The following is a 25,998-nucleotide window of genomic DNA, read 5'->3' as shown; positions in this document are numbered from 1 at the left end:
TCCTACTGCAGGGCGTCGTACGGCAGATTGGCGGGCGGGGGAGCGAAGATCGGCACGCACTTGCTCTTCACGTCGGGAAACTGGCATTGCAGCCATGTGCCCCCGACCTTCACCACCCACAGGCGGCTGCGCTTCTCCGTTCCGTATGTAGACGCGCGGCATGTCGTCGGGCGTGCGTAGACCTCTGTGCATTCCAGAAGGCCGCCAGCGGTCTCGACCATGCGCCAGGGGCCGGCATGGCAGCCTCCATCAGCCTTGCACGGTGACATTCGCGAGGATGCGGTCTTGGGCAGCGGCGGCGTCTCGACGACTTTCTTGCCGTCGGGAAGCATCTGGACTGCCTCATTGCCTTTGACGAACTGCGCCTGTGTCGCTGACGCGTAGACGAGCGTGGCGACGGCGAGGATCTTGGCGACATGGCTCATGCGACTCTCCTGAGGGTGTGGAGCCTGCGATGCTGAACCTCGCGGAGCAGAACGGGAAGCCAGTCCTTAGGGGCGTCACCGTACTGGGCTCGGATGTCGTCGAGCAGCGCCACGTTGTCGGTGGTCGCCGAGAGCACGGTGATGAACTCCTCCAGGCCGGACAGGTCCAGCTCGCAGATCGCGCTCGCGTGACCCTGTTTGACGAGGAAGCGCCTGCCGCCTTGCGAGCCCAGGCTGCGGACGATCTCGAACTCGGACTCACTGAGGCCAAAGCCGTCGACGTACTCTTCGCGCACCGCCTCCGGATTGGCGAGGAAGATTTTGGTCACGCTCTGCTCCACCATCGTGCGGCCGATCGGGTGACGCAGTACATCGGAGGGGCTCTGCGTGTCGAAGATGCCCAGGCCGTTCTGCTTGCGGATGGTCTTCTGCTTCTGCTTGGCGAAATCGCTGAAGATCTCGTGGTCGAGCGCCTTCCAGAACTCGGCGATGGCGTAGATCAATCGCTCGCCATTGGCCAGTTCCTCAGTGAACTGGAGGAGGCACAGCATGAGCGGCGTGCGGACCTCGGGCAGGTCGAGGAACCGTGTCGTGTCGAAACCGATGGCCCGCGCCGTCGTGATGCTTTGAAGGCAGTCGGGTGCCTTGTCGAAGACCCAATCCAGCGGACCGCCTTCGCACCAGCGGCCGAGCCGCTCAAAGAGGCTGTTCTCGCCTCTCTTCGGAAGGTTCTGCCGGATGGTCGACAGTCGCCGAAGCAGGGTAGGCATCTGCGCCACGGCTCTGGCGGCGTGGGCGATGTCGCGGTCGTCGGTCGGTGTCACCGGCATGGGGGCCGTGGCGATCAGGCACTTGAGCCACCGTTCCCAGAACAGGATGTGTGCAGGCGTCGGTTCCCACTGCAGCGGGTTGCACCCGGTGGGCTGGCCCGCTTCAAGGGCAAGATAAGTGCCGCCGAGGGCACGCAGCGCGATCTCGCAGCCACGGTCCAGGTCGAAGAGGACCAGGCGCGGCGCCGGATCCCACTTGCGCGTCAGCGTCAGGAGGAACATTTCCAGCGTGGTCTTGCCCACGCCGGTCGAGCCGATCAGCAGCGTGTTGCCGGGCAGCTTCTTGTCTGCGGAGTCCTCGCCATCCGGGCTGGCATGCAAGTTCAGGTAGTACGGCTGGCCGGACGGCGTGCGCAGCAGCGCCAGGGCCTGGCCCCACGGATTGCCATCGCGCTTGCCCGTGGCGAAGTTGTGGGCGCTGGCCAGCGCTGCGAAGGCCCTGGAAGATAGCTTGGCGTCCCGGGGCCGCCACTGCCAGTTGCCGGGCATCTGTGCGAACCACGCCGCGTCGGCGACGAGGTCCACCGGCGCCATCTGCAGGCTGGAGGCTTCGCCCACGGCGCCGATGGCTCTGCCGGCGCGCCGGCCGGCGTCCGCCGCATCGCGCCCGAACACGACCAGCGAGTAGTGGTACTCACCCATGCAGAACTGGCCGTCGCCAAGATCGTTCAAGGCAGCGTCCATGTCGGTGATCTGGGTGGCGACGACGTCGTCGCTGGCGATCAACTGGTCGCGCTGCAGTTCAAGCGCGCGCATGGCGTCGCGGCGCGGCAGGATGGAGAAGCTCTGAGTCTCGATGAACTCGCTGTCCTCGTAGAGCAGGGCGTCCAGCACACCGGGCTCCACAGCGTCGGCGTACTCTTTGATGTCGACCAGCGCCGCGCAACGGCGGCCGTCGCCGTGCCGCAGCTCCAGCTTGTCGCCGCCGAAGGACAGGCGAGTCGTGGGCAGCGTGCGGTACAGCGGGCCTGCTGCGGCCGGCACGTGCCGCCAGATGCCGTTGATCAGGTAGCCCAGGAACTCCGCGACTTCGGAGTAGCGGCGACCGTTGTGGAGGCGTTCTCCGAGCAGCTGCGGCCCGAAGCCACGCAGCACGCGGTCGACGAGAGCGGTGCGCTCCTCCATCACGCGAAGGGCTTCGGCCTGGCGCTCGGCGATGTCTTCGCGTGTCCGACGCCGGGGCTGCAGCGCGCGGCTCACGCGGGACACGTTGGGGCGGTAAACCAGCGTCAGGTAGAGCTCGTTGCTCATCATCGGCTGCTGGCCCAGCTTCGCCTGGTAAGCACGCGAGAGGTCCTGCGCGAAGCCGGGCTCCTGCGGATCGTCGAGGCCATCGGAAACGTTGCGATGCAGGCGGTGCATCCAGACGGCCCACTGGCCACCGGCCAGGTTGCGCAAGAGACTGCACAGGGCCTCGTGGCGCTCGGCGACATGGGGCTCGTCTGCGGTCTCGAACGGGATGCCCTCCAGGCGCCAGACGCGCAGGTAGTCACCGCCGCGCGTGATGACGTCATGCGGGCTGAGCAACGACGAGAACGGCACAAAGGCGGCCAGCGGGTTCTCGGTACGGGCCTGGGCCCAGTGGCGCGGCCGCGCAATGTGCTTGTCGAACCAGCGCGGGCCCGAGCGGCGATCAGACATGCCAAGCATCGCTGGCTCCTCGGTAGAGAGTGGGCGAGTAGCTGCGTGCCTGCCAGAGACCGTGGTTGCGGTCGTGCAGGCGCAACTTGAGCGCTACGAACATTTGGTGGAAGCGCTGGTCATCCTTGGCGGTGACGTGGCGCATCCAGGCGAGGGCGGGACCGAGGGCCAGCACGACGGCGAGCGCGATGCACCAACTGATCAGCGCGCCGCCCCACATGACGATGAGCATGCTGCCGCCGAACAGGACCACGAGCGGGACGAGCGGGATGCCCATCTTCATGGCCGGGCGCGTGGCGCCCTTGTAGATCGCTTCGCTTTGCATGGCGTGGTCCCGTGCGGTCAGCTGACGATGTAGGTGGCCATCGCGCCGGCGCCGCCGATCAGCGTGCCGCCGATGAGGATGTTCGACACGTCGGCCAGGCGGGCGCCCTGGAAGATCATCTTGAAGCCGGCCCAGATGATCGCGATCGTGACGACTGCGATGGAGACCGTCACCAGGATGGTGTTGACGTTGACGACCGTGTCGTTGATCTTGTCGAAGCCGGCCGCGAACGCAGGCGACGTAGACAGCAGGGCGAGTTGCGTGACCAGTGCCGGGACGGCACGCGTGCGACGAGCGATGAGCTTCATGGCTTCTCCTTGGGGTTTCGGTTGAGGACCGGGGGCGGGGAAGCCGGGCGTCTGGATGTGGCCGACGCGTTGATCACTCGCTGCACGTAGCCGTGCAGAAAACCGGTGGAGAAGTCGCCGCTGTAGTAGCAGGACAGGGCGCGCTGAAGCGCGCGTTGTTCGTCGCCTGCGGATGCGCTGGCGCGCTCATGGCATTCGGTGAGCACGGCCTGCATCGCGGCCAGGTTCGAGCAGGGCTCGAACGCGGTCTCCAGCGTCAGGCCGAGCCGGTGGAAGTTGCGTGCGTTGATCTGGCCGAGGCCGACGCTGAAGTCCCAGCCGTTGGCCTGCAAGGCGCGGGCGGTTGCCAGTGCTTCGGCGCGGCGGCTGGGCTGGCGCACGAGGGCGCCGCCGACGACGCCGATGGCCCACGGATTGAGGGCGCTTTCGACCTCGACGAGCGCACGTGTGGTGTCGATGTGAACGGCAGGCGCGCAGGCTAGCGCCAGCGTCATGAACGCTGTGGTGTCCATGGCGGTGGCTCAGTTCTGCGGCGCGGCGCTGGGCTGGTTGGCCAGCCATGCAGCGAACTCGTCGTCGAAGCGCTTGTCCCAGGTGCCGAGCTGGGTCTTGGCCGCGGGGCTGAAGTCCGTCACGGAGTCACCGCCCGTTGACCACCAGGTGCGCGCAAACGGGACGCCGTCGACGGTCACCGAGATCGCGCCGTCGTAGTCGCAGGTGTGGACAGTGCCGTGGGGGCCGTCGTACGCGCGGGTGTACTGCGGCGGGCAGAAGTCCGGCGCCGCCGACCAGGCGTGGCTCGCGGTGTTGCCGGCGCCGGCCATGGTGCAGGTCGGGAAGGGCTTGCCGCGCGCGAGGTCGCGCAGGATCTGCCGGACTGGCGGCACGCACTGCTCGATGGAGCGCCAGCTCGGCGCGGCCAGGCACAGCAGCACGGTGCAACCATCCACGGCATGCGCCGATGTGCACGAGAGCGTCGCGACGAGGAGGGCTATCGCGCCAAGCGCGCAGCGTTGCGGAAGCCGTTGGCCTGTGTGCTGTCGGGCGACATTGCGGTCGCTCAACGGCACCTGCGCAAGGAACTTGAACTTCATGGCATTGACCTCGCTGTAGCGCGCCATCACCGGCGCGTCGTGCGGCTCGTTGCGAGCCATGAGATCAAGTTAGGTTTTGCGAGAGCCCTGAAGAGGTCGGCATTCGCCCGCGAATTACCAAATGAGCGTCAGATCAGGCCGTACAGGCGAGCGATCCGCATCGCGGTTCGACGGTCCGGGGTGTTCAGCTTGGCGCACACGCGTTGAAAGCGGTAGTCGACGGCTCTGGGCTTGATGCCCAAGTCGGCCGCGATCATCTTGCTGGTGTGGCCGGCTGCTTCGTGGCGCAGCAGCCCGATCTCGTCGAGCGTGATCCCGGATCGCTCCAGCAGGTCTTCGCGCAGGGCGCGCAGCAGCCACTCGTGGAGTTCCATCGCGAGCGCTCGCGCGACAATCCTGAGCATGTCGTAGTCGGCATTGGAAAAACAGTCCGCGTGGTTCGAGCCGAGAACCAGCACGCCGAACCGGGCGCCACCGAAGCAGGTGGGGGCGGGCACAATGACGGTCGACGCGAACCCGAGCGTTGTGGACCGCTCGATGAACTCTCGCTCGGCCGGCCGCACGTAGAGCTCTTCACCACGGATTGGCGTTTGGCTGTCGAGTGCGTGTCGGAGCCAGGGGTCATGGTCGTGCCAGTCGGCGTTGGAGTACTGGTGGGCCCATCGCGGATCGCAGGCTAGCAGTGACCGGATGGACATCCGGGCTGCTTCTTCCTTGATCGCGCTGACGAACACGCCGGCGTCGGCCCCCAACGTGCGTACGGCGCGCCAGAACAACCCGACCGCAGCCTGCTCGCTGGCTGCCTTGGTGATGTCTGGAAGGAGGTGAAGCACGCCCAGCGAGTGCGCGGGCCTGAGCAGCGTCTGTTGGCCGAGCAGATCAGCCGTGTCCGGCAAAGATGTCATGACCGCGACGGCGCAGGAGATCACACAGCAGTGGATCGTCGAAGCGCGTGGGCTCGACGTCGCACCATCGGTCGAAAGCCGATCTGTCCTCGAAGAGCATGGCATGCGAGGTCCGAGGCCCTGTGGGTGGGCAGCTGCGCTTCTCGATGAACAAGCCTGTCGGCGTTTGAGCGATGGCAAACGCAACGGTGCCGCTGCGAGAGATCAGGACGCAGGTTCCTTGGCTACCCGTCTTGAGAAGGCCTACATGCCAGTCGGCGACATCCTGTCGGTGGCGTTGGTCGCGCAGCGCGAGCCGCTTTGCTCCAAGGTTTCTAGGGCCGTCGATCGGATCGAGCTTGCGGTGAAGCGCCCGGAAGGTAGCGCTGCGCCGAGAGGCGCTGGTGGTGGCGATGTCGTCTGAGTCCATCTCCTTCTCCTGTGGAGACGCCGGGCTGCAGTGCGCTCTTCGTCGCGATTGCGGCGGCGTGTGAAATGCCCCGGGACGAATTGCAGAACGTTGCCGCCGGCCTGTCCAGCCATGCGTAACGTGGACCGAACGGTTGCGACGTTGCTGCGCTGGCGTTTGTCTATGTCTCTCAACGTCCGAGCGCATCGGCGCGACCGAACGTTTGTCCAGTCATCTCGTTCGGTTGGTCGAGACGATAGGGTTTTCACGGAACAGATTCATTCAGAAAACTTCCGCGCTCGTTCGTCCAATGTGGAGCGGGGCCGATTGGCGTGCCGCGGATTTACGAATTGTTTCCATGCGATCCCTGTTCGGGTCGCTTTGGTGGTTCCATTGCGTCAGCGCGTTATGAATTCGCGTGTCATATGGGGAGAAGCCCATGATTGTCTTTGTACAGCGAGAGCCGCGTCCGGACGCCCCCTCTTGGCCAGGGCGCCGTCTGCTTGCTGCAATAGACGCCGTGGCTTGGCCGCTCGGCTGGGCGATCCTCGTTCACCAGATTCCCGATCTGGGCAAAGGCGGCAGCATGGTGACGTTTGTCGCCATGTTGTTCGCGCTGTACAGGCTGTCTGGCGCGCTGTTCACCAACCATCGGTATTGGTTCACCACGTGGTGGGTGGTGCGCGTTGTCGCACTGCTGCTTTTGTGCGGCGTTGTGATGAAGCTAGCCTTGTGGGTGTCGGCTTCGGCTCACTGAGCCGCCTTCGGCCTGGCTTCGAGCCACGCGTCGATGTCGGCCTTGTGCCATCCGACAGCCCGAGGTGCCAGTTGAACTGCGCTCGGAAATTGGCCCTGGGCGATCAGGCGGTAGATCGTCGAGCGGCCAAGACCAGTGCGTTGCCGAACCTTCGGCAGCCTCAAGGTGTCTGACGGGTCGGAGGCGAATTCCGACGCGGTGGCCTGTTGCTCCGGGTGGCCCATGGTGGACTCCTTTGGGTGTGTTCACAGGAGCGTAGGTCTCGATGGACGACCTGGGACTGCGGGATTCGGGAGCAAATTGCCACGATGTGGCGGCGCGGAGCTTTCGTCGCGAGCGGTGTGGCGGCGGTCGAGCAGATTGGCTGCTCGCGCGTGAGCTCCGAGACATGCAGCATGGTCGCATTGCCAGGCGACTCGGGCGCGATGTAGCGGGCGAGCCGCTTCTTGGCCGAGCGCAAGACGGGAGCTATCTCGGCGGCGTCTGCTTCGATGTCCAGGCTGCAGAGGCGATCAATGGTCTGTTCCCAAAGCGTGGTGCGCACTCCCCTGGCTCGAAGAATGATGTCGAGAAGCGAGCGGCGCTCGCGGCTCGCTGTCCTCAAAGGAGGCTGCGCGGCGTCGGTGGTGGCCGGGAGGCCTCCGCCGCGATGTGCGCGGCGAAAGTGGTCACGAAGTATTCCAGACCAGAGAGTGCTGAGAACTCCGCGTATGCGCCGGTCTCGGCCGAGTTCAGCGGCGTGGCGAGCAGGGCGGCGGCGCCGTAGAGGCCTTCCTTCACGAGCCGCTGGCAAAGCTGGTCGTAGCGCTGGATGTATGAGGCGTCGCGCCACTCCGGGAACACTTTGAAGTGCGGCTCAGACGTGCGAACGGGGCTGCGCGATCCCTTCTCATCGCCGACCACCATGAGCCAGCCAAGGAACGGCCGGGGCTCGTCGCCGAGCGCACCTTCGCGGAACGCCGTCCACAGGCAGTGGGCCGTGCCGATGGCCTCTTCGGTGCGGTTGTTGTAGTTGTTCCCGTAGCTGCCGACTTGCGACTTGAACTCGAGGGCCGCCACGAGGCGGTGGCCGCGCATGACGACCACGTCCCATTGTTTGTTGGGCCGGAAGTAGCCGGGCAGGACCACGAGGCCCTTGTCTACGTGAATTTCCGCGTCGTGGAGACCGTTGGCTCGCACCAGGCTTTGCATCAGGGCCAAAAAGCCGTTGAGGTTGTTGCCTGCGGTCACGGCGCCGCGCGTGCCAGCGTCGATGTTGCCCGTCTCGGCCTGCTTGCGCGCCGCCGCCTCCCGGTTGCCCCAAAATGCCTTGATTGCGTCGCGCGCTTGCTCTTTGTAGTTCGCCAGGTCAAGAGCCATTCGTAGTCATCCCTTTTGCTATGAGTTGTTCTTCTTCCGTCAGGCCATAGAGCTCAAACGTCGTCGCGTCGCAGGCGGCAAGGTCGAGCGCCCTAGCGGCCTTCGCGAGCCGCGTGCGCAGGTCGCGAGGTACATCCGCCCACAGCGGCAGCCGGATGCGCCGCAGATACTGGGCTTGGAAGCGCAGGAAGCCCCCGCGCATCTTGGTGGAATAGGTGGCGATGAACAGGCGCGTGAGGCTCGACAGCAGCACCGCCTGCAGCGCGCGCAAGTCCCAATCGTCTGACACAACGTAGTAGAGGTTGTGGTGGGGGTAGAGCAGCCCTTCCTCGTAGACAACCTGGGCGTCGCCTTTGATATCAGGGATGAGCAGCTTGGGGCGACGCGCGAGAGAAGGGGTGATGCGGTCGATGGTCCGATACCAGCGCTTTTCGTCCTTCTTGGCGACGTGCCGGCTCGCGATGGCCGAGCGGTGTGCCTCGAGGTGGGCGGCGAGCTTCGGATATTCGCGCAGGTCCACGAGGGGGCCTTCGTCCGTGAAGGGGTTGACCACCCCATAGCCGCGCCATTCGACATGGCCGCTGATGATGTCGCGGGTCATGGCAAGCGGCAGCTTGCGGCTGGGCTCGATGTCAAGCTCTTCGAACTTGGCGACATAGGCCTTGTCGGCGCCGGTGGCCACTCCGATGCCAACCTTGCAGCCGGCCTCTTCGAGGGCTGGGAACGCCTGCTCGATGCGGCGAACGAGGCTCGTCGCGTCCGAGAACTGCAAGACCCAGGGCTCGTCGCCGTTGGCGACACCGTCGAGGCGATGCACCGACTCCGGTAGCGCCTTGGCTTGGCCGCGCAGGGCCTTCGCCAGCTCGCGCAGGTAGGGGCCCTCGATCTTTGGGCGTGCCGCGACCAGCGTGGGGCCGGGGCTGGACCGCTCGATCATGGTGATCGCGGGGTAGGCCACGACTTCAGAGTGGAAGGCGGGCGTGTCGAACATGTCGACATAGGCTTGCAGATGGAAGTCGCTGGCGACTAGCGCGCGCAGCGGACCGCCGTATCGGTTCTTCATCCAGCGGTCGGCGCAGATGAACGAGAGTTTCCCGCCGGGTTTCAGCAGCCGCAGGCCGCGCTCGATGAAGGGGATGTAAAGGTCAGCGCGGTCGTAGAGGGTGGCGTAGCGGCGGCGGTATTCACGCAGCAGCGCGGCCGGAATCAACTCCTGCCGGACGTAGGGCGGGTTGCCGACGACGAAGTCGAACGACTCGGGCAGCGGTGCCAAGAGGAAGTCGCCATGCGCGAGCCAATGGCCTGCGAGGCGCTCCGCCTCGGCAGCCTCGAATCCATGCGAGTCCAGCAGCCGCAAGACTTGCCCGCGCGTCTGCGTGAACGAGCTGGCATGAAGCTCGACAGCCCGGATGCAGCCGTCGAGGGCCGGAGCCTCGACGCCGCGCTTGCGAGCGGCGGCCGTGGAGGAAAGCAGCCGGGAGATGGCGGCCAACAGGAATTCGCCGCTGCCGAATGAGGGCTCGAGGAGGGATTTCTTGTAGAGGGCGGCCGAGGGGATGTAACCGACGAGATCCAAGATGAACTCGACCACTTCGGGGCGGGTAAAGATGGCCCCGCGCTCATCGGCCCCGGCCCCGTGGGCGAGCTCCCGCACGGCGTCCGTCACCTGGCACATGCCAGGCAGGCCGGGTTGGTCGAGCAGCAATTCGGACTGGTCCATGGATTCCTTCGAGAAGAACCACCATTATCTGGATTCTTGATGTGGCCTCGCGGTCGGAATCGGCCCCATTCAAGCGTGTGTGGCGGCGTCTGGCGGTCCTATGAGACTACGGGGCCGCAACCTGCCTGCGTTGCTCTTCCCCGGCCATGATCTCCCGCGTCGCTTCAAGCCTTTGCAGGCGGGGCCGGGTTCATGGCTCGGTGGTGCAGTATGGGGCGTCCGAGAACGTCGATCCGTGGTTCGACGACTAGAAGAGCGGCAAGCACTGAGCGAGGGGCTCAGGCTGCTGGCAATGAAGGCGGCTAAGCGCAGAGCCAGACCGTCGCTGTCCGATTCTTCACTCAGCCGAGTTCTTCGACTTTGCAGGCGCGGCGGACGCGCTCCCAGCGTCTTCCCATGAAGAGGGCAGGCGTGCTTCGGTTTCAAGCATGAGTTCACCTGCGCTACGCCCCATAGCCTTTGCGATGCGAAGGATGAGCACCAGAGTTGGAGCGTGCAGTCCGCGTTCAATCTTCCCCATGTGTGACCGCTCAATGCCAGTCATAAGAGCCAACGTTTCCTGCGCGATCCCATCTTCGGTTCTGAGGGCAGCGACCGCTGCACCGAAGGCCTTTGCCGGCACCGCATCAAAGGTCTTCGTGCCTGCCGGTCTGCCTCGCTGAATTGAACGCTTCTCCATGAGCAGAAGCGTCAAATTTGCAAACCATGAAAACCACGTTAGATTTAACTCATACGGTGTGGCAGCATCGAAATTCGATGCTGGTGCGACAGAAAACAGTGCGCCAGCGGCTGCCTGAAACCGGTTGAGGAGTGCTAGATGAACAACTTGGACGCAGTGGTAGATAGCGATAGGTGGCTATGTCGTCCGCTATGCAAGCGCTACGCGGTGGTCGTCTTCAGCACCGCTTCACGTCTTCCGGGCACGGTCGCGGTCGCGCCGAACCGAAAGATTTGTTGGGCGCTCGGGACGTTGATCAATGGGGATTGCGAGATCCTGGGCGCGTGGAGCTCGAACGACGAGGGCGTGATCCCCGCCGAAGTGTTCGGTCGCCTCTATGACCGCGGAGTCGAGTACGTCACGTACGCCGTTGGTGATTTGGCGGCGTTGCAGCCCGCGTTCGTTGAGGCGTATCCACGCGCTGTTGAACTGCCGTCCATCGAACGGATTCTCGCGGCTTCGCTGGCTTCGGTGAGGTCGGTGCATCGTCCAGCCATGGCGCATCTGCTTAGAGCGGCGGTAGCTGATCCGGATGCCCCTGAGACGGTCGCAGCGCCGGGAATTTCAAGCGCTGACTGGCGTGAAAGGTACCCAAATATCCTTGAGCGGTGGGGCGAGGCGGTAGCAGTATTCCAGCCGTTGTTTGCGCTCCCCGAACCGTATCGGCGGCTGGTCCGTTCGGTCGACCGAACTGCCATGGACGTGCAGGAGCGCTTGATGCGAGCGATCCATCGACATGGCCCATTCGCCGACGCCAGTAAAGCATTCGCGTTTGTCGCTGCGGCGCTGCAGCGCGCTGACCGACAGCTTGAGCGTGAGCGTCAGGCCAGGCGACTTGCGCGCGATGCCTGTCCGTTGCCGTCCGGCCGCATGGGGCCGATATCGGGTCGTGCCCTAGGCGCACCCGCGTTGGCCTAGCGGGTATTGCCATGAAGATCGACTGGTTGAAGCTATTCTCGGACGCGAAGGCTGCGCTGCTCAGGCGGGGCCGGACGGAGGCAGATGCCGAGGACTTTTTGCAGGATGCCTTTGTCCGTGTGACCGACTACGCGAAAGAGAACCACGTAGACAATCTGCAGGGCCTCTTCATGAAAACGGCGCTCAACATCTCGATCGACCACCATCGCGAGCGCGAGAGCCGGGGCGATGCGGAACAGCTTGAGAACGTCGTGCTCATCGATCCCAGGCCGAGCGTAGAGGACGCCGTGCTCAGTCGCGAACAGGCGCGCCGCTTCGAAGCTTGCATGGCGCGCCTGAGCGATCGCACCAGGCAGATGGTGTACGAACACCGGATGGAAGGTCTGAGCTATGAACAGATCGCGGCCCGACACAAGCTGCACGTCAGCACGGTTCAGCACATCGTCTCCAGGGCCATGTTCAAGGTGACCGCCTGGATGCAAGGTTGGTACCCATGAGCATGCCGGGTACGGGTCCTCGCGCGCCTCAAGACCCTGGCGATCAGACGAGGGTGACGCCTGAGATCGCCGCGGAAGCGGCGGTGTGGATCACAGTGCTGCATGGGCCCGACCGGAATCGGGCCATGGAAGATTCGTTTCGCGAATGGCAGCAGCGCTCTCCGGCGCATCGGGAGGCGTTCGAGAAGACGACGGATGTGTGGGAAGCGATCCCGCGCAGCGAGGGCGCGCGGAAGTTCATGCTGGAGAAGGAGCTTCGCGAGGCCGACCGGCCGCGCGGGCGCAGCTTCAGTTGGCGATGGGTCGCGCCCGTGTGCCTGTTGGTGCTTGCCGCCAGCGGAGCGATGTTGGTCCAGTTGCGAGAGCAGGGCGTCTACGCCACGGCGGTTGGGGAAAGCCGCTCCATCTTGCTTGATGACGGCTCGCGAATGCTGATGAACACCGACACCCATCTGCGGGTCGACTTCGATGCCAAGCGGCGCACGGTCGAAGTCCGCGGCGGGGAGGCGTTCTTCGAGGTGGCCAAGGATCCAGCGCGGCCGTTCGTCGTGCGTGTCGCTGGGAGTGAGGTCATCGCGGTCGGCACGGCGTTCTCCGTGCGCTTCCTCGATGCACCCAAGCGGGACGACGCCCTCGTGGTGACGCTGGTGGAGGGGCAGGTGAACGTCCGGCCGACGGTCGGGGGGGGGGGCACCCTGGCGCCGAAGGAAGCCGTCATGCTCAAGCCTGGCGATCGGTTGACGCTTGACTACCGGCCGAGCACCACCACCCATGCCGTCGAATCAAGGGTGGATCGTCCGAACCTTGAGCGGGCGATGGCCTGGAGGCGCAACGAGATCTCGTTCCAGGCGACGCCTCTGGCGACGGCCGTCGATGAGATCAATCGCTACAGCCGAACGCAGATCACGTTGTCAAAGGACATGGGCCTGGAGCAACTCGACGTCAGCGGCGTCTTCAAGACGGGAGACAGCGTCGCTTTTGCCAATGCCGTCGCGATGTTGCATGGGTTGAAGGTCCGTGAAGTGGATGGACGGCTGGAGCTGCAAAAAAGCGGCTAGGGGAAGCACTGCCCATTTTTCTCTCGACAGACCCGTCATCTAGTTGTCAATCCGACGACAACATAGAAAGGGCACGAGATGCTCACAAAGCTGCCAGGCCGGAGCCGCCGACAAGCACGCTGGCTCCCCATTCCCCTCGCCATCTCACTGCTCGTGGGTTTCCCGCTCGCCGACGCGGCCGAACCCACGCTCGCAGCGCGCTACCAGATCGAGCAGCCTTCCCAGGACATGGGCGACGCACTGCGGGCGATATCGCGAGTCACGGGCGTGCCGGTCACCTTTGATTCGCGGATCGTCGCGGGCCATACCGCGAAGGCAGTTTCGGGGCGGCTCTCTGGCGCGGAGGCCATCGCGGCAGCGGTGAAGGGCACTGGGCTCGAATCCGCGGTGTCGCCAGAAGGCGTCGTGGTCGTGAGGCGGGCGGTGCAACCTGCTGTTGCGCCTTCGGCAGGCGGCAGTTCAGCTCTGCTTCGCGCCAGCGATGTTCCGTCGCAGTCCGCCGGTGTGCAGGCGTCGGCCGAGGAAGAAGTGGCAGGCAAGCCCGCGTCGACGCCGGCGAGCGAATCCGGCGCGGGCGAGCCCAGGATCGAGTCGTTCACGCGCGTCGAAGTCACCGGCTCTCGACTGCGGCGCGTCGACGCTGAAGGACCGGCGCCGGTCAATGTTTACACGCGGGACGACATCGCCAAGAGCGGTCAACCCTCTCTGCAGCGGTTCCTGGCCTCACTCACCGAGGTGTCGGCGTCCTCGGGCGAGGGCGGCTTCAGCAACACGCTGGGGCAGGGCACTGTTCAGCTTCGCGGCTTGCCGCTCGGTTCGACGCTCGTGCTCATCAACGGCCGCAAAGTGCAAAGTGTGGGCTCGTCCTCGGGCAATGTATTCAACCTCAACCTGATCCCCGCGGCCGCCATCGAGCGCGTTGAAGTGGTCCCACAGGGCTCGTCAGCCGTGTACGGTGGCGATGCGCTTGCCGGCGTGGTCAACGTGATCTTGAAGAAGTCCATCAACGGCAAGTCGGTCGAGGTGCGTGGCGGCGCGGGGCGTGGCTACAGCGACGGCAGCGTGTCGTTGGCTACAGGTGGGCAGGACGCTGACAGCCAGTACCTGCTGATGGCCGCCTACAGCCGCTCCACGCCGCTGTCCATGAAGCAGCGCGAGTTCTTCCTGAACGGTGACTACACCCGGTTCGGCAGCGACGACGCGCGCCTGAACTACTGCACCCCCGGCACCGTCCGCAGCATCTCGGGCAATCTGCCCGGCCTGAACTCCAACATGGCGGCTGTTCCACAGGGCACGACGGGGAAGCCGACGATCGCAGACTTCCAGTCGACGGCTGGCACGCAGAACCTGTGCAATGTCTACACGACTGGTGCCGGTGTCGCGCTGTTCTACGGCTACGAGACGGCCTCACTGCATGCCCTGGGCGAACGCAAGCTCCTCGGCAGCTGGTCCGCGTTCACGGAGCTCACGTACCTGCGGGACCGCATGAGCGCCGGAGACTTCGGCTTGCGCCTGGGCAACGTGACCGTCCCCGCAGCAAACATCTACAACCCCTTCGGCGTCGACGTGAAGGTCACGGCGGCGCTCAGCCCCGACAACGGCACGGAGGGCCTGTCCCGGCAGACCAGCTTCACTCGGGCCTTGGTCGGCGCCAAGGGCGAGCTCGGTGGCGGCTGGGATGCTGAGGTGACGGCCTCGATGTCCGCCGACCGGGGCGGCTCGCAGAGCTGGAACATCAGGTCCAACGCCACCGCGCTGGCCTCGGCCCTCACGTCGACAAACCCCGCAACGGCGCTGAACCCGTTCACGACGGGGCGAGTGGCGACAGACGCTGTGCTGCGCGGGATCTGGACGGACTCGGTCCGCCGCAGCGCCGGCCGCAAGGACCAAGTCACCGGCCTGGTCCGTGGCTCGGTGCTCGACCTCCCGGCAGGGCCCGTCGACGCGATCTTCGGCGCGGAAGGCTCGCGTGACAGCTATGACGTCTCGACCAGCTCTGAAATCCACACCAGACGCAGCAGCTCAGCGGTGTACGGCGAAGCCCGGGCGCCCTTGCTGCGCTCCAGCAGCGAAGGGGCAGGCCGATGGGATCTGGCAGCGCTGACCCTCGCAGCGCGGCGTGACCATTACAGCGACTTCGGCTCAGCCAACACCTTCCAGGGCGGACTTGAGCTGCGCCCGCTGCGGAGCTTGTTGATTCGTGCGTCCGCTGCCACGTCCTTCAAACCCCCGACGATGCTGCAGACCCATGTGAGCGAGATGTCCTACGACGCCTCGCTTTACGGCCTGGTCGACCCTGCACGCGGCGGGGAAGCCATCACGTCCGGCACGATTCTCAGGACGACCAATCCGGACCTGCAACCCGAGCACGGGAAGTCTCGTGGCATCGGCGCGGTCTGGGAGCCGGAAGGTGGTTTGGGCACGCGCATCGGCCTCACGTACTGGCAGCTGCGTATCCGCGACATGATCGCACTGCAGGGCATCCAGGCTGCGCTGGACAACGAAGCGCTGTTTCCCGGCCTGATCGCGCGGGGGCCATCCGTGAACGGTCGGCCCGGGGTGGTGACAAGCATCAAGAACACCGAGGTCAACTTTGGTCGCCTGGACACCTCCGGCATGGACCTGGACATGGCGTATGTCTGGAGCACCCAGGCTGGCAAGGTCACGGTGTCCGGTGGTGCCACGCACACCAGCAAGTACGCCGTGCAGCTGGCGCCTGGCGGGGCTGTCGTTGATCGGCTGGGCCGGCGCTTCAGCGACTACTGGTCGCCTCGCTGGAAAGGACGGCTGGCCGTTGGCCTCGATCAGGGTGCATGGAACGTGGGCGTGACGAGCCGCTACCTTGGCGCCTACAAGGACATCGGCACGAGTGATCGCAGCCTGGGCAATTTCTGGCTGCATGACTTGAACGGTACGTTGAATCTGAAGAAGTTGTGGCCGGGTCTGCTGCCCGGGTTCAAGACGGCAGCGTTGGGCGCCAGCATTGCGAACGTCGCCAATCGCGAGCCGCAGTTCGCTGAGGGCGCGCCGTACTACGACAACACGCAGGCGGACTGGCATGGCCGGTATGCGAGCGTGAGGCTTTCGCTGGACTGGTAGTCCGCCGACGTCGGCGCGGCATCGCCGCGCTTCCCTGATACGAGATCCCTCCCTTGGCGGCCCCTGCCTCACAGCGGGGCGGCGGGCCGCGCTTTTTTCTTGAAGCATCCATATGCGTTTCTTCGTCATCGCAACCCTGTCGGCCCTGGCCATGGCGTTGCTCTCTCCCGCGATCCATGCAGCCGACGGGCCATCCGTGCGCGACATCGTCGAGTTCACGAACGTCGTCCTGCCGCATGCACACGACGCCGAGGGCATGCGGCGGCAGACATCACCCGACGGCACGCGTGCCTTCATCGTCACTCGCAGGGCCAATGTGGCTGCGGACGTCAACCACTACGAGATCGTGGTGCTCGACCTGACGGCCCAGCGCCTGGCCGAGCGCCGACCGGCAAAGCCGGAAGTCGTGTACGCCTTCGACGCCGGGATGGACAACAATGCCGCCGATCCCGCCCTGGCACAAGTCGAGTGGTCAGACGACCGCACCTTGGTATTCCGCGCCAAGATCAAGGACGACATCTTCCAGGTCTACCAGCTGGATCTGCCGACGCGCGCCGTCGTGCAGCTGACCAGCTCAGCGACGCCGGTGGTGTCGTTTGCCGTGTCGCGCGATTCGAAGCGGCTGGTCTACGCCGCACAGGTGGCCAATCCGCCGATGAAGGAAGGTGCGCACAGCATCGTCGTCGGCAACCAGTCCTTCTGGAGCGTCATGTTCGGACAGCAGTACCTGGGATCGCAGTCCCGCAAGTACCGCTTCTATGTGCAGGACGTGGGGGCTGGCCAGCGCCCGCGACCGCTGGGTGAGGCCTTCTTCGAGGGCAACTCGGCCATTCCTGTCGTCAGCATCTCACCGGACGGTCAGTGGGCCGCACTTCCGAAGTACGAGCGCGAGCGGACGCTGGCTTGGAGCCGCCAGTATCCGGGCCTGGCGGAGCGGGTTAAAGCGAGCGGACCGGCGGTGTATCGGGACCCGCTCGGCTACTTCAGTGGCACGACGTCATTCACCGCCCGGCGGATGACCGTCTGGCGCCTGGATGACGGGCATGAACAGACCATCGTCGATGCGCCCGACGACTCCGAGATGGCGGGAGGGCAGTTCCGGCTTGATCGCGTCTGGCAACGCTCGGGCAAGTCATTGGTGCTGGCCGGCACGTATCTGCCGGCCGACGAATACAAGAGCTCGGCGGCGGCCCATGTCATCGAGTACTGGCCAGCAACGGGTGCCTGGAAGCTCATCGCTCGGCTCAATGGCCGCCTTCAAAGTGCGGTGGGCGTCGAAGGGCTGGTGGAGATTGACGATGGGGGCAAGCGGCGCCAATTCAGGCGCACCGAGACCGACGCCTGGGTCGAAGTGGCGCCGGTCGAACTGGCGTCGAAGTCCCCCTGGCGTATGGACGTCAAGGAAGGTTTGAACGAGCCTCCCGACGTCTTCGCTGTCGGGCCGCAGAACCAGGCCGTCCGCCTGACGACGCTCAACCCGCAGTTCGATCCCAAGTCTTGGGGCACGGTGACCAACTACACCTGGCAGGACGCCAAAGGTCGGTCCTGGCGTGGCGGGCTATTGGCTCCGAACGATGCTGTCCCGGGCAAGCGGCTCCCTCTCGTCATCCAGAGCTACGGCTACTACCCGGAGAACTTCTTTCTCGACGGCCCGAACTCCTCGGTCCGTGGCGGCAAGAGCGCGTTCCCCGGACGTGCCTTCATCCGCGAGGGCGTGTTGACGCTCGTGATGTCTATGAGCCCTGTGGGCCATGTGGGCAGGGATGCTGCCGATCAGCTGCGATTGTTCAACGAAGGTGTGCGAGGCGCGGTCGATACGCTGGTCAAGGCGGGCAAGGTCGATCCCGCACGGGTCGGCATCATGGGCTGGAGCACCACGGGTGAGAAGGTGCTGAACCTCGTTACCTTCTCCGATCTCCCGGTTCGTGCCGCCACCATAGCGGATGGCGATGCCAACACCTTGTTCTCGTACACCCTGACCTACGGACGCTCTGACTCGACGTGGGCCCACAAGGAAAACCTGAATCACGGACTGCTGAATAGCGCCAATCAGGCGAACTGGGTCGGTGCCGATCCGTCGCTGAACACGACGTGCGTCAAGACCGCATTGCGCATCGAGACCTACGGCAGGCTGGTCAAGAACAACTGGGACATCTACGCGCTGCTGCGGCGACAGTACAAGCCGGTGGAGATGGTGGTATTTCCCGGTGGGACGCATGTCCTCGCGACGCCGAGCGAACGCATGGTGTCCTTGCAGGGCAATGTCGACTGGTTCAAGTTCTGGTTGAAGGATGAGCGCCGCTCAGCGCTGTTGCTGAGCTCGGAAACGCCAGCTTCTCTCAAGGCGCAGTACGACGCGTGGCAGCAGATGGCGGAGTTGAAGCGCGCTGACGACTCCCGCCCACGTTGCACGCTGAAGACCCTGGGCTGAGCGGCGCTTCAGGATGCGCCGTGGTTCTGCTGTCGCCACAGTCGGCAGTACATGCCGTCGCGGGCCAGCAGCTCGCGATGACGGCCGCGCTCTCGGATGCGCCCCTGGTCCAGCACGATGATCTCGTCGGCGTGCGCCACGCTCGCCAGCCGGTGCGCGACGAGGATCGTTGTGCATTCCGGGCTGGCCTCGCGCAATGTGTCCAAGACCTCGGCTTCCGTGCTGCTGTCCAGCATCGACGTGGGCTCGTCCAATAGCAGAATCTTTGGTTGTCTGATCAGTGCCCTGGCGATTGCCAGGCGCTGACGTTCGCCACCGGACAGCTTCAGGCCGCGTTCGCCGATCAGCGTCTCGTACCGGTCGGGCATGGACGCGATGAGGTCGTGGAGTTGGGCGCCGCGAGCTGCCTGCTCGATTTGGGCGGTCGTGGCATCCGGCAGCCCGAGCGCGATGTTGGTCGCGATCGACGCATGGAGCAAGGTCGTGTCCTGCGGCACCAGGCCGATCCGGGACCGAAGTTCGTCGATGGACTGGGTGGCGATCGGGCGGCCGTCTATCAGGATGCGTCCGTGCTGCGGCGAGTACAGCCTCAACAACAACCGGATCAGGGATGACTTCCCCGAGCCACTGGGGCCGACGATTGCGGTGGTCGTGCCGGCCGCGATGTCCAGATCCAAGGCGTGGATCACCGGCTGTGACCGGTCGTAGCCGAAGGTCAGGCGCTCAAATCGGATCGAGGGTGCCCGAGCCGTGCAGGCTCTTGCCTCCTTGACGTGAGCCGGGGGCGGGAGCTGCTCGTCGACAGGCTCGCGAAGCAGGTCCAGCAACGGTTGCATGAACCCGAGTGAACGGGACAGGTCCCTGGCCGCTGCGCCCAGGGCTTCCAGTGGCCTCACCATCTGCAGCAGGTAGACGCTGCTCAGCACGAAGCCCCCCACGCTCAGCGTGCCGCGAGCCACGCCATCTGACGTGATCGCAAAACAACCCGCCAGCGAAGCGGCAAACACCGCTGTCGCAGCAATGGATGTGCGCGTTGTCGTCAGGAAATAGCCGTGCCAGCGGCGGAGCAGGGCCGAGGAAACGGTCTCCATCGTCCGCTGTGCTTGCGCAACTGCGTTGAAGCAGCGCAGCGTCTCGACGCTGTTCAGGCCATCTGCCAGTTGGCCATGAACGGACAGGCTCGCTGCGGTGACTGTCTCAGCGTGCCGGTTCAGCCGAACCGCCCCGAGCGTGAACAGTGCCAGGTACGCCACGGCCGTGATTGCGAACAAGGCCACCAAAGCGGGTTGTTGAAGCTGGCCAAGCACCCACACCATCACACCAAGTTCGGCGAGTACGGGGACGACGCTGTTGCATACGTGGCCAACGATCAACTGTGTTCCGGCAGACGCCAGATCCAGGCTGTGCAGCACCTCACCGCTACGGCGTTGCAGCAGGGTGGCGAGTGGCAGGTGCAACAGGTGGCCGAAGAATCGGCGGCGCAGTGCTGCGATCAGTCGCTGGTCGACCGTGTTGACCAGCAGCGGCCGGCAGTCAGCAACCAGGCGCGTCCCGCACAGCGCAGCCATATAGAGCGCCCCTTCAGCGAGCACGCTGGTGCTCGCCGAGGTGCTCTTTTGAGCCGACGCTGCGACGGCATCGACCAAATGCTTCAGTGCGAGAGGCGTGATCGCCGAGAGGACGCCGCCGATGATGACCATCGCTGTGGCGGCAAGCATGTACAGCCGCAGCCTGCTGTCCGTCAGCTCCTGGATGAGGCGCAGGATGGCCGCGATGCCGTGCAGTCGAGGCATGGTCGAACTGCCCACTCAGCGATCCGTGCTTTGAGAGCTGCGCTGGACGCTACCGAGCCAGGCTTCCATGGCCACGCAGGCGTGGATCTCGCCGATGTAGGCGTCGTGCGTCGATGTGCGGCCCGCCAGCGCCGACTCCATGCGCTGCTTGTCCACCAGGCCGCGACGTACCAACTGCCCATCGAGCAGAATCTCTTTCACCAAGGGCAGGTTTCGCAGCAGGACCGTCGTCGCGTGATCGTCCGTGCTGCCCTTGGAGCGTCGCATGGCGATTTCCGCCGGCACCTGATCCGCAAAGGCTTTGCGGGCCAGCGCGCGGCCTTGCCCGCCGCGTGTGAGCAGGTAGGTCGGCAGCGACAGGCAGAACTCCAGCAGCGGCTGCGACATCAACGGCGTGACGCTGTCGAGGGGCCTTCGCGGGGTGTACGGATTCTGATGGTCGAAGGGACAGATCAACGCCCGCAGGTGGTTGAGCTTGCCGATGGGCAGGTCACCTGCGCCAATCAAGTCGGGATTCACGAAGCGACTGGCCATGCGCATTGCGGCATCGCACGTGTCCCGCGTCACCAGCGCGGCGAACTGGCCTGTGCCGTCGATCGGATCGTGCCGTGCGAACCGATCCCGGAACGCCAGGTGCAGGGCTCGCCAGAAGGACACTCGCCCCAGCCGGGCTGCGTCGAGGGTCGCCGCCGGGAATCCGCGGTCCAGGCCACGTAGCTGCAGGTAGTCCGCTGCAGACCAGGTGTTGCGCACTTCCTGAAAGAGTTGGTCGCCACCGGCGCCGGTGAACAGAGCGGATGCGCCATGGGCCTGGGCCTCCTGCAGATCCATGGGATCCGATCCCATTCGACCGAGATAGCTGCTCGGGATCGGGGTGCGCGCGGGATGCAGAACCTCCTCCAGGCAAAAGTTGCCGTTGCGCTGGCGCTCGATGAGAAGGCAGTCGGCGCGCGATGCTGCCAGGCGGGCGTAGCTGCGTTCATCGCCGTCCGCGCCGTCCGAGAAATAGTTCAGGCAGACAACGCCCGTGGCCGGCCTTGGCCTATGAAGCGCTCCGAGTACGACGGCCGAGTCGAAGCCCCCTGACAGTCTCAGCACGATCTTGTCGTAGCAAGACGCCCACGCGCGCACGCAATTCAGCGTGGTGTCGCGCAGTCGCGCGGCCGCTTCATCGGGCTCTAGATCGGCAGGGCGGCGCGCGACATCTGCCGCACTCCACAGCGCTTGCGATTGCCTCGTTCCAGGGGTGAGCGTCGTCAGTTCACCCGGCAGGACCTGACTGACGCCCTGCAGTGCTGTTTCATGCGCGGTGAGCTGTCGCATCGCCAGCATCGCGGCGACGCCATCCCAGCTCACCGCGGGCGACGGCAGCCGGAGCAGCTCAAGCACGTCCTCCAGCCAGGCAAAGGCGATCGATACCCCCTCGGCCTCCATTCGATAGCAGGGGAGGGCGCCCGTAGGATCCCGGAGCACACGGCACATCCCGGTCCAGGACGGCAGCACTGCAACCCAGCGTCCCCAGAACCGCTGGATGAGCGCCACGCCATCCGATTCCGTGATCGCCTGACCCTCCCCATCGGTGAGCTTGACATCGCAAGTGTCCGCGTCCGAGCCGGCGGATCTGCGAAAGAGGCGCCCGAGTACGACACCCTGGCCGGAGGGCAGGGCGCAGATGCCATGGGTCCCGGGTCGCATGCCGGCCGCGTAGACCCGTTGACCGGATGTCGCGAACACCGAGCTCCACGCCGGCTGTGCGTTCAGACGGTCCTGAAACCGGCGAGCTGCCGCGACCTGCGCGTCGTTGCCCGAGTGCCAGCTGAGACAGATGTAGCTGAACATGGTGATTCAGACCACGAGGATTGGGGTGTACGCCCGTACGTTCTCGTGGAGATCGTTGAGCACCAGGTGCTGGGCCTGCACCCAAGAGTGCGCAGCAAAGGGGCGGGTGCGAACGCCAATCACCCAGCGTGGATAGATGCGTTCCGTCGCGAGGAAATGCAGCAGCGTCAGCGAATCATGCAGGCATTGGTCCTGGGAGCTGATCGCAAATGGGCGCATCCTCAGGTACCAGCTGCTCGCGCACCTGAGGGCCTCCGTTGGCTCGTCGCCCATCGACTCGCGGCCATGCCGCAAGCCGCGCAGTGCTTCAGCGATTCCGGCCAGGCTGCGTCGCTTCAACCAGCGCGAAGCGACGAAGGTGGCGCAGCAGATGGCCGCCATCCGCCGCCATTGAACGCCTCGCGATTGCTGGAGGTCCGACGTGGCAAGGGTCTCCAGTGCGTCTTCCAGCGGATCGGGTTGCCGCAGCGTGGGGGGCGTCTTCACCAGCAGGCCAGCCTCGTGCAGCTTGCTCACCCATGACTCAACGGCTGAGCTGGCTGGGGCTTCGCAGGGTTGCAGGCCGGCTGTCGGCCAGTCGGCGACCCAATGTGCCGCGGCCGAGGCCTGCGGTCCTGCGACGCCGATGTACCGGTCGTGATGAAGATCAAGGAGGATCACCTGGCCGTCGACATGGCACGCGCGTACGTGATCGGCAAGGCGATATGGCGGTTGGGGCGCTGCTGTCCGGGCCATGGTGATCCTCTCGGCGTGCCGCCGGCTAGGCGCACGCTCCGCTCATGCGTCTGGGGTCAGACAGTCTGGCGGTAGAAGGCCGACCCCTCGTCTTCCAGGCGGGGGCCCTTGATGTCGCCCTTGGTCTCTTCCTTCGCGTCGCCCAGGTCGACGATCTCCAGTTGCAGTTCTTCGTTCATGACGATCTCCTTCAGTTGAGTTGAGAACACGAATGCCGTTGGTTTGCACCTCGGGCGAGCCAAAGATAGAGACGTCGATTTCCTGCTCAAAGCACTTTTTGGGGCGCCTGTCTTGCGTTCGGTGGGCTGCCATCGAGCGAGCGCCGCGCCAGTGCTGACGATCCGGTTGAGCAGCGCGCGCGCTTCACGTTCGGAAGCAGGTGCTGTCTGTTCGGAATGGCAATTAGCTCTTTTGGCTGGCCGAGCGAAATCACAGCGACGCAAAACTAGGGGGGGAAATTTCCAGACCCCACCCGTCATTGAGTCATGGATCAGTCCATCTTCAACGGCGAGCGGGGTCGGGTCTGGCATGTCAGTTGGCAGCTGACGTTGGGCCGGGACCTGCTGCGATGGCCTTCGCTGGCCGATCGAATCGTGGGTCGCCTCATCTCGGCGAACAGCGGGGAGGGCCGCGCGCTGCTGTTCTACCTGGTTCTGCCAAGAGAGATCCATGTGATCTCCAGGATGCGTCCCGGTGATCCGCCGTCATCGCTCGCTGCCGGCGTGGCCAACGTGATCGGCAAGTGGGTTCGTCAGGCAGACGGTCTGCTGGGGCCGGTGTTCGTCGCGCCTTTCCGCTCGGAAGCGATTGGCGACCTCGAATCCCTTTGCCGGGACTTTCGTATGCTGGCGTGGAGGCCTGTGTCGACCGGGCTCCGCGACGGGCCGACGAACTATGCGTTCAGCGCGTTGAGGATTCTTCTCGGATTGAACCTGCCGGGTGGATTTCGGAGCGGGCCACTCTTTGAAATGCTCGGAAGCAAGGTCCCGCAAGACCGGGCCCTGATCCGACGCGTGATGGCGGAGCCGCCGACGGCGCTTGATGTGCTGCAGTGGGAGTTGGCCAAGGATCTGGTGCCCGCGAGGGGCACGCTCGGGCCTGACGGCATGATGACCAGGTATGTGCAAGGACCTGCAGCGGCTCTGGTCGCTGCCAGCAAGGAAAAAAGCATCGACGGCGCGCTCAGAATCTTGGTGCGCTGGGTGGAGGTCAAGCTCGGGCTGCAGGGCGGCCACGGGGTGTTGTCCAACGGTGGTCCGGAGGGCGCGCGCGGTAGGGCCTTGGTTGGTGGGCTCGCTCTGAAGTTGGGCCTGTGTTCCGCATCGTCAGTCGCCCGCCACTTCGGCCGGGCGAAGGCGACACTCAGCGAACAGATGGCCGCCAGCGGCGCGCGCAAGGCGGATCAGGCGATTCTTGCCATCCCCATGGAACAGATCGTCCGTGAAGCCATAGCGATAGCGATGCATGCCAAGGAAGCCGGAGGGGCGTAGGCTCGAGAATCTGTGGCGTTGCTAACTGGCGATTCGGCCGGCATCTGGTGGTGTATGGATTACGGTGCTGTCCAGGGAGTTGTCGCTGCGCGGATGGTTGCGATGCGTTCGGGCTCGATTGAGGATTTGAGCTGAAGTCGTCGCGGGAGACGGGTATGTCTAGGAGCCAAACGAAGAAGATCGATAGCGGATCACTTTTTGTGATCCTTCCCAACGAGAACCTCTGGAACGTGGACAAGCCTGGCACGAGCCAGCGGTTCATGAGGGCTGCCAGCCGGCATTTCAATGAGCAGCCGGGCGCGGTGTCGCTCGCGAAGGTGCATCCTGGGCTCAACGTCAGGCTCCTCGACGAGGTGGCTCCGGCCGAGACAGCGCTGGTCGTGATGGCCGACGACGAGCGCGTGAAGCTTCAGGCTGCCGAGCCTGGCCTGCGTCTCGCGCCCGTGGTCGAACTTGAGCCGTTATGGCTGCAGCGCTTCCGGCTTGCAATGATGGCTGGCCTTTCGGTGTCGGGCGCCAAGCTGACGTTGGAGGTTGTCGTGGTGGATGCGTTGAGCGGCAAGCCTCTGGCAGGCGTCGATGTCGTCGGTCTGAGCGACCGGGCCAACCGGATCGGCGCTACCGGCCAGACTGGCGCCAAGGGCGTGGCGAAGTTGGTGTTCCCCTTGGCAACGCGCGAGTTGGAGTCGATCGAGGCTTTCGTGCCGTCGGGTTATTGGCCGGCCTACCTGACGAAGTTCGATCTTTCCGCAGGCAAGGTCACGCTCGCATGCGCGCCCATCGACCTGTCGAAGCAGGACTTGAGAGGCGTCCTGGGCCAGGAAGGACAGGATGACGACGGTGCGGGCGTGAAGGTCGCGGTCGTGGACACCGGGGTCACTCGCCACAAGGATCTGCTGGTCGCGCGCGGCGTCAACGTGGTCAAGGGCGAAAGATCGTTCGCGGACCAGATCGGGCACGGCACGCATGTCGCCGGGATCATCGCGGGACGAGGCAAGCCGGGGCAGGGCGTTCGTGGCATTGCGCCTGGCGTCGACCTGCACGTCTACCGCGTGTTCGGAAAGGATCAACAGCTCGCCCTGTCGTTCAACATTGCCAAGGGCATCCGCCAAGCCGTTGACGATGGCTGCGATCTCATCAACCTCTCGCTGGGCGGTACTGACGACATGCCCGAGGTGCTCCGGGAGATCAACCGGGCGCGAGCGATGGGCGTGGTGTGCATCGCCGCCGCCGGCAACGAGTACCGCAGTGGGGTGAGCTATCCGGCTCGATACAGTCCGGTGCTGGCTGTCAGCGCGTACGGTCGCAAGGGAACCTGGCCGAGCAAGGCTGCGCAGGACCTGGAGATCGCCAAGCCCTACGGGACTGACATGAAGAACTTCATTGCTGCCTTCAGCAACGTCGGCAGCGAGGTCAAGCTGACGGGGCCAGGTGTGGGTGTAGTCTCGACCTATCCCAAGGGCTATGCGGTCATGGACGGAACATCCATGGCGGCCCCGGCGATGACGGGTGCGCTGGCTCGACAGCTGGGCAGGGATGCCAAGATCCTCTCCAAGATGCCGCGCGATCAGGCGCGGTCGGACGCCATCGTCAAGCTCGCGCTGCAGCAGGCCACGAAGTTGGGCTTCGGTGCGACGTTTGAAGGCGCCGGGGTTTTGCTGTAGTATC

General features: G+C 65.0%; 24 protein-coding genes. 8 read left to right on the top strand and 16 right to left on the bottom strand.

Features of this window, described 5'->3' with window-relative positions:
* Positions 1-2: 2 nt before the first annotated feature.
* The 8 genes from NYP07_RS08655 to NYP07_RS08620 form a co-directional block, all read right to left on the bottom strand.
* A complete protein-coding gene (locus NYP07_RS08655) occupies positions 3-425 on the bottom strand; it encodes a hypothetical protein (protein WP_268149410.1) in 423 nt (140 codons plus the stop codon).
* Positions 422-2,905 (bottom strand): VirB4 family type IV secretion/conjugal transfer ATPase, encoded by a 2,484-nt coding sequence (locus NYP07_RS08650; RefSeq protein ID WP_268149408.1) that lies wholly within the window; start codon positions 2,903-2,905, stop codon positions 422-424. The genes NYP07_RS08655 and NYP07_RS08650 overlap by 4 nt, the downstream gene beginning before the upstream one ends.
* On the bottom strand, positions 2,889-3,221 hold the full coding sequence (locus tag NYP07_RS08645; RefSeq protein WP_268149406.1) for a VirB3 family type IV secretion system protein: 333 nt from the start codon (positions 3,219-3,221) through the stop codon (positions 2,889-2,891). The genes NYP07_RS08650 and NYP07_RS08645 overlap by 17 nt, the downstream gene beginning before the upstream one ends.
* A 17-nt stretch (positions 3,222-3,238) precedes the next feature.
* The gene (locus NYP07_RS08640; RefSeq protein ID WP_268149404.1) at positions 3,239-3,529 is read right to left on the bottom strand and encodes a TrbC/VirB2 family protein; all 291 of its coding nucleotides are present in this window, start codon (positions 3,527-3,529) and stop codon (positions 3,239-3,241) included.
* Positions 3,526-4,041, bottom strand: coding sequence for a lytic transglycosylase domain-containing protein (locus NYP07_RS08635; protein WP_268149402.1), 516 nt, complete (start codon positions 4,039-4,041; stop codon positions 3,526-3,528). Before NYP07_RS08635 ends, NYP07_RS08640 begins: the two co-directional genes overlap by 4 nt.
* Before the next feature lie 9 nt (positions 4,042-4,050).
* A complete protein-coding gene (locus tag NYP07_RS08630) occupies positions 4,051-4,683 on the bottom strand; it encodes a hypothetical protein (protein WP_268149400.1) in 633 nt (210 codons plus the stop codon).
* A 68-nt stretch (positions 4,684-4,751) separates the two neighbouring features.
* Positions 4,752-5,528, bottom strand: a complete 777-nt coding sequence (locus NYP07_RS08625) for a helix-turn-helix transcriptional regulator (protein ID WP_268149398.1) — start codon at positions 5,526-5,528, stop codon at positions 4,752-4,754.
* Positions 5,503-5,937 (bottom strand): hypothetical protein, encoded by a 435-nt coding sequence (locus tag NYP07_RS08620; protein ID WP_268149396.1) that lies wholly within the window; start codon positions 5,935-5,937, stop codon positions 5,503-5,505. The genes NYP07_RS08625 and NYP07_RS08620 overlap by 26 nt, the downstream gene beginning before the upstream one ends.
* Positions 5,938-6,436: 499 nt before the next feature.
* Here NYP07_RS08620 and NYP07_RS08615 point away from each other — a divergent pair, with 499 nt between their 5' ends.
* Positions 6,437-6,673, top strand: coding sequence for a hypothetical protein (locus NYP07_RS08615; RefSeq protein ID WP_268149394.1), 237 nt, complete (start codon positions 6,437-6,439; stop codon positions 6,671-6,673).
* On the opposite strand, the gene NYP07_RS08610 is transcribed toward NYP07_RS08615, so the two are convergent.
* The 4 genes from NYP07_RS08610 to NYP07_RS08595 form a co-directional block, all read right to left on the bottom strand.
* Entirely contained in the window at positions 6,667-6,897 is a 231-nt protein-coding gene (locus tag NYP07_RS08610) for a helix-turn-helix transcriptional regulator (RefSeq protein ID WP_268149392.1), read from the bottom strand. The genes NYP07_RS08615 and NYP07_RS08610 overlap by 7 nt on opposite strands.
* A gap of 376 nt (positions 6,898-7,273) precedes the next feature.
* Entirely contained in the window at positions 7,274-8,032 is a 759-nt protein-coding gene (locus NYP07_RS08605) for a PaeR7I family type II restriction endonuclease (RefSeq protein ID WP_268149390.1), read from the bottom strand.
* Positions 8,022-9,752, bottom strand: coding sequence for an Eco57I restriction-modification methylase domain-containing protein (locus NYP07_RS08600; protein WP_268149388.1), 1,731 nt, complete (start codon positions 9,750-9,752; stop codon positions 8,022-8,024). Before NYP07_RS08600 ends, NYP07_RS08605 begins: the two co-directional genes overlap by 11 nt.
* 337 nt (positions 9,753-10,089) lie before the next feature.
* Positions 10,090-10,431 (bottom strand): helix-turn-helix transcriptional regulator, encoded by a 342-nt coding sequence (locus NYP07_RS08595; RefSeq protein WP_268149386.1) that lies wholly within the window; start codon positions 10,429-10,431, stop codon positions 10,090-10,092.
* 138 nt (positions 10,432-10,569) lie between these two features.
* Between NYP07_RS08595 and NYP07_RS08590 the strand changes: the two genes are divergently transcribed.
* From NYP07_RS08590 to NYP07_RS08570, 5 genes are all read left to right on the top strand, one after another.
* On the top strand, positions 10,570-11,388 hold the full coding sequence (locus tag NYP07_RS08590; protein ID WP_268149384.1) for a transposase: 819 nt from the start codon (positions 10,570-10,572) through the stop codon (positions 11,386-11,388).
* A gap of 11 nt (positions 11,389-11,399) precedes the next feature.
* Complete coding sequence (locus NYP07_RS08585; RefSeq protein WP_268149382.1) at positions 11,400-11,885, top strand: RNA polymerase sigma factor; 486 nt, start codon at positions 11,400-11,402, stop codon at positions 11,883-11,885.
* Positions 11,886-11,938: 53 nt separating this feature from the next.
* The gene (locus tag NYP07_RS08580; RefSeq protein WP_268149380.1) at positions 11,939-12,943 is read left to right on the top strand and encodes a FecR family protein; all 1,005 of its coding nucleotides are present in this window, start codon (positions 11,939-11,941) and stop codon (positions 12,941-12,943) included.
* 153 nt (positions 12,944-13,096) lie between these two features.
* Positions 13,097-16,042 (top strand): TonB-dependent receptor plug domain-containing protein, encoded by a 2,946-nt coding sequence (locus tag NYP07_RS08575; RefSeq protein ID WP_268149378.1) that lies wholly within the window; start codon positions 13,097-13,099, stop codon positions 16,040-16,042.
* 112 nt (positions 16,043-16,154) lie between these two features.
* Positions 16,155-18,473, top strand: coding sequence for a prolyl oligopeptidase family serine peptidase (locus NYP07_RS08570; protein ID WP_268149376.1), 2,319 nt, complete (start codon positions 16,155-16,157; stop codon positions 18,471-18,473).
* Between the two features lie 8 nt (positions 18,474-18,481).
* Here the strand turns inward: NYP07_RS08570 and NYP07_RS08565 are convergent, their stop codons facing one another.
* The 4 genes from NYP07_RS08565 to NYP07_RS08550 are packed head-to-tail and all read right to left on the bottom strand — an operon-like array spanning position 18,482 to position 23,019.
* Positions 18,482-20,266 (bottom strand): ABC transporter ATP-binding protein, encoded by a 1,785-nt coding sequence (locus NYP07_RS08565; protein WP_268149374.1) that lies wholly within the window; start codon positions 20,264-20,266, stop codon positions 18,482-18,484.
* Between the two features lie 15 nt (positions 20,267-20,281).
* A complete protein-coding gene (locus NYP07_RS08560) occupies positions 20,282-22,105 on the bottom strand; it encodes an asparagine synthase-related protein (protein ID WP_268149372.1) in 1,824 nt (607 codons plus the stop codon).
* Between the two features lie 6 nt (positions 22,106-22,111).
* Positions 22,112-22,840 carry a lasso peptide biosynthesis B2 protein gene (locus tag NYP07_RS08555; RefSeq protein WP_268149370.1) on the bottom strand — a complete coding sequence of 243 codons (729 nt, stop codon included), beginning with the start codon at positions 22,838-22,840 and terminating at the stop codon, positions 22,112-22,114.
* 56 nt (positions 22,841-22,896) lie between these two features.
* Complete coding sequence (locus tag NYP07_RS08550) at positions 22,897-23,019, bottom strand: benenodin family lasso peptide (RefSeq protein ID WP_268149368.1); 123 nt, start codon at positions 23,017-23,019, stop codon at positions 22,897-22,899.
* A gap of 306 nt (positions 23,020-23,325) precedes the next feature.
* On the opposite strand from NYP07_RS08550, the gene NYP07_RS08545 reads away from it, so the two are divergent.
* Positions 23,326-24,330: a hypothetical protein gene (locus NYP07_RS08545; protein WP_268149366.1), complete on the top strand. Its 1,005-nt coding sequence runs from the start codon at positions 23,326-23,328 to the stop codon at positions 24,328-24,330.
* A gap of 155 nt (positions 24,331-24,485) precedes the next feature.
* Positions 24,486-25,994, top strand: a complete 1,509-nt coding sequence (locus NYP07_RS08540; protein ID WP_268149364.1) for a S8 family peptidase — start codon at positions 24,486-24,488, stop codon at positions 25,992-25,994.
* Positions 25,995-25,998: the final 4 nt, after the last annotated feature.

Source organism: Pelomonas aquatica, from assembly GCF_026712205.1.
Classification (GTDB): Bacteria; Pseudomonadota; Gammaproteobacteria; order Burkholderiales; family Burkholderiaceae_C; genus Pelomonas; species Pelomonas aquatica.
Note: the sequence above shows the minus strand (reverse complement) of the source record. Positions and strands in the feature narration are given on the sequence as shown.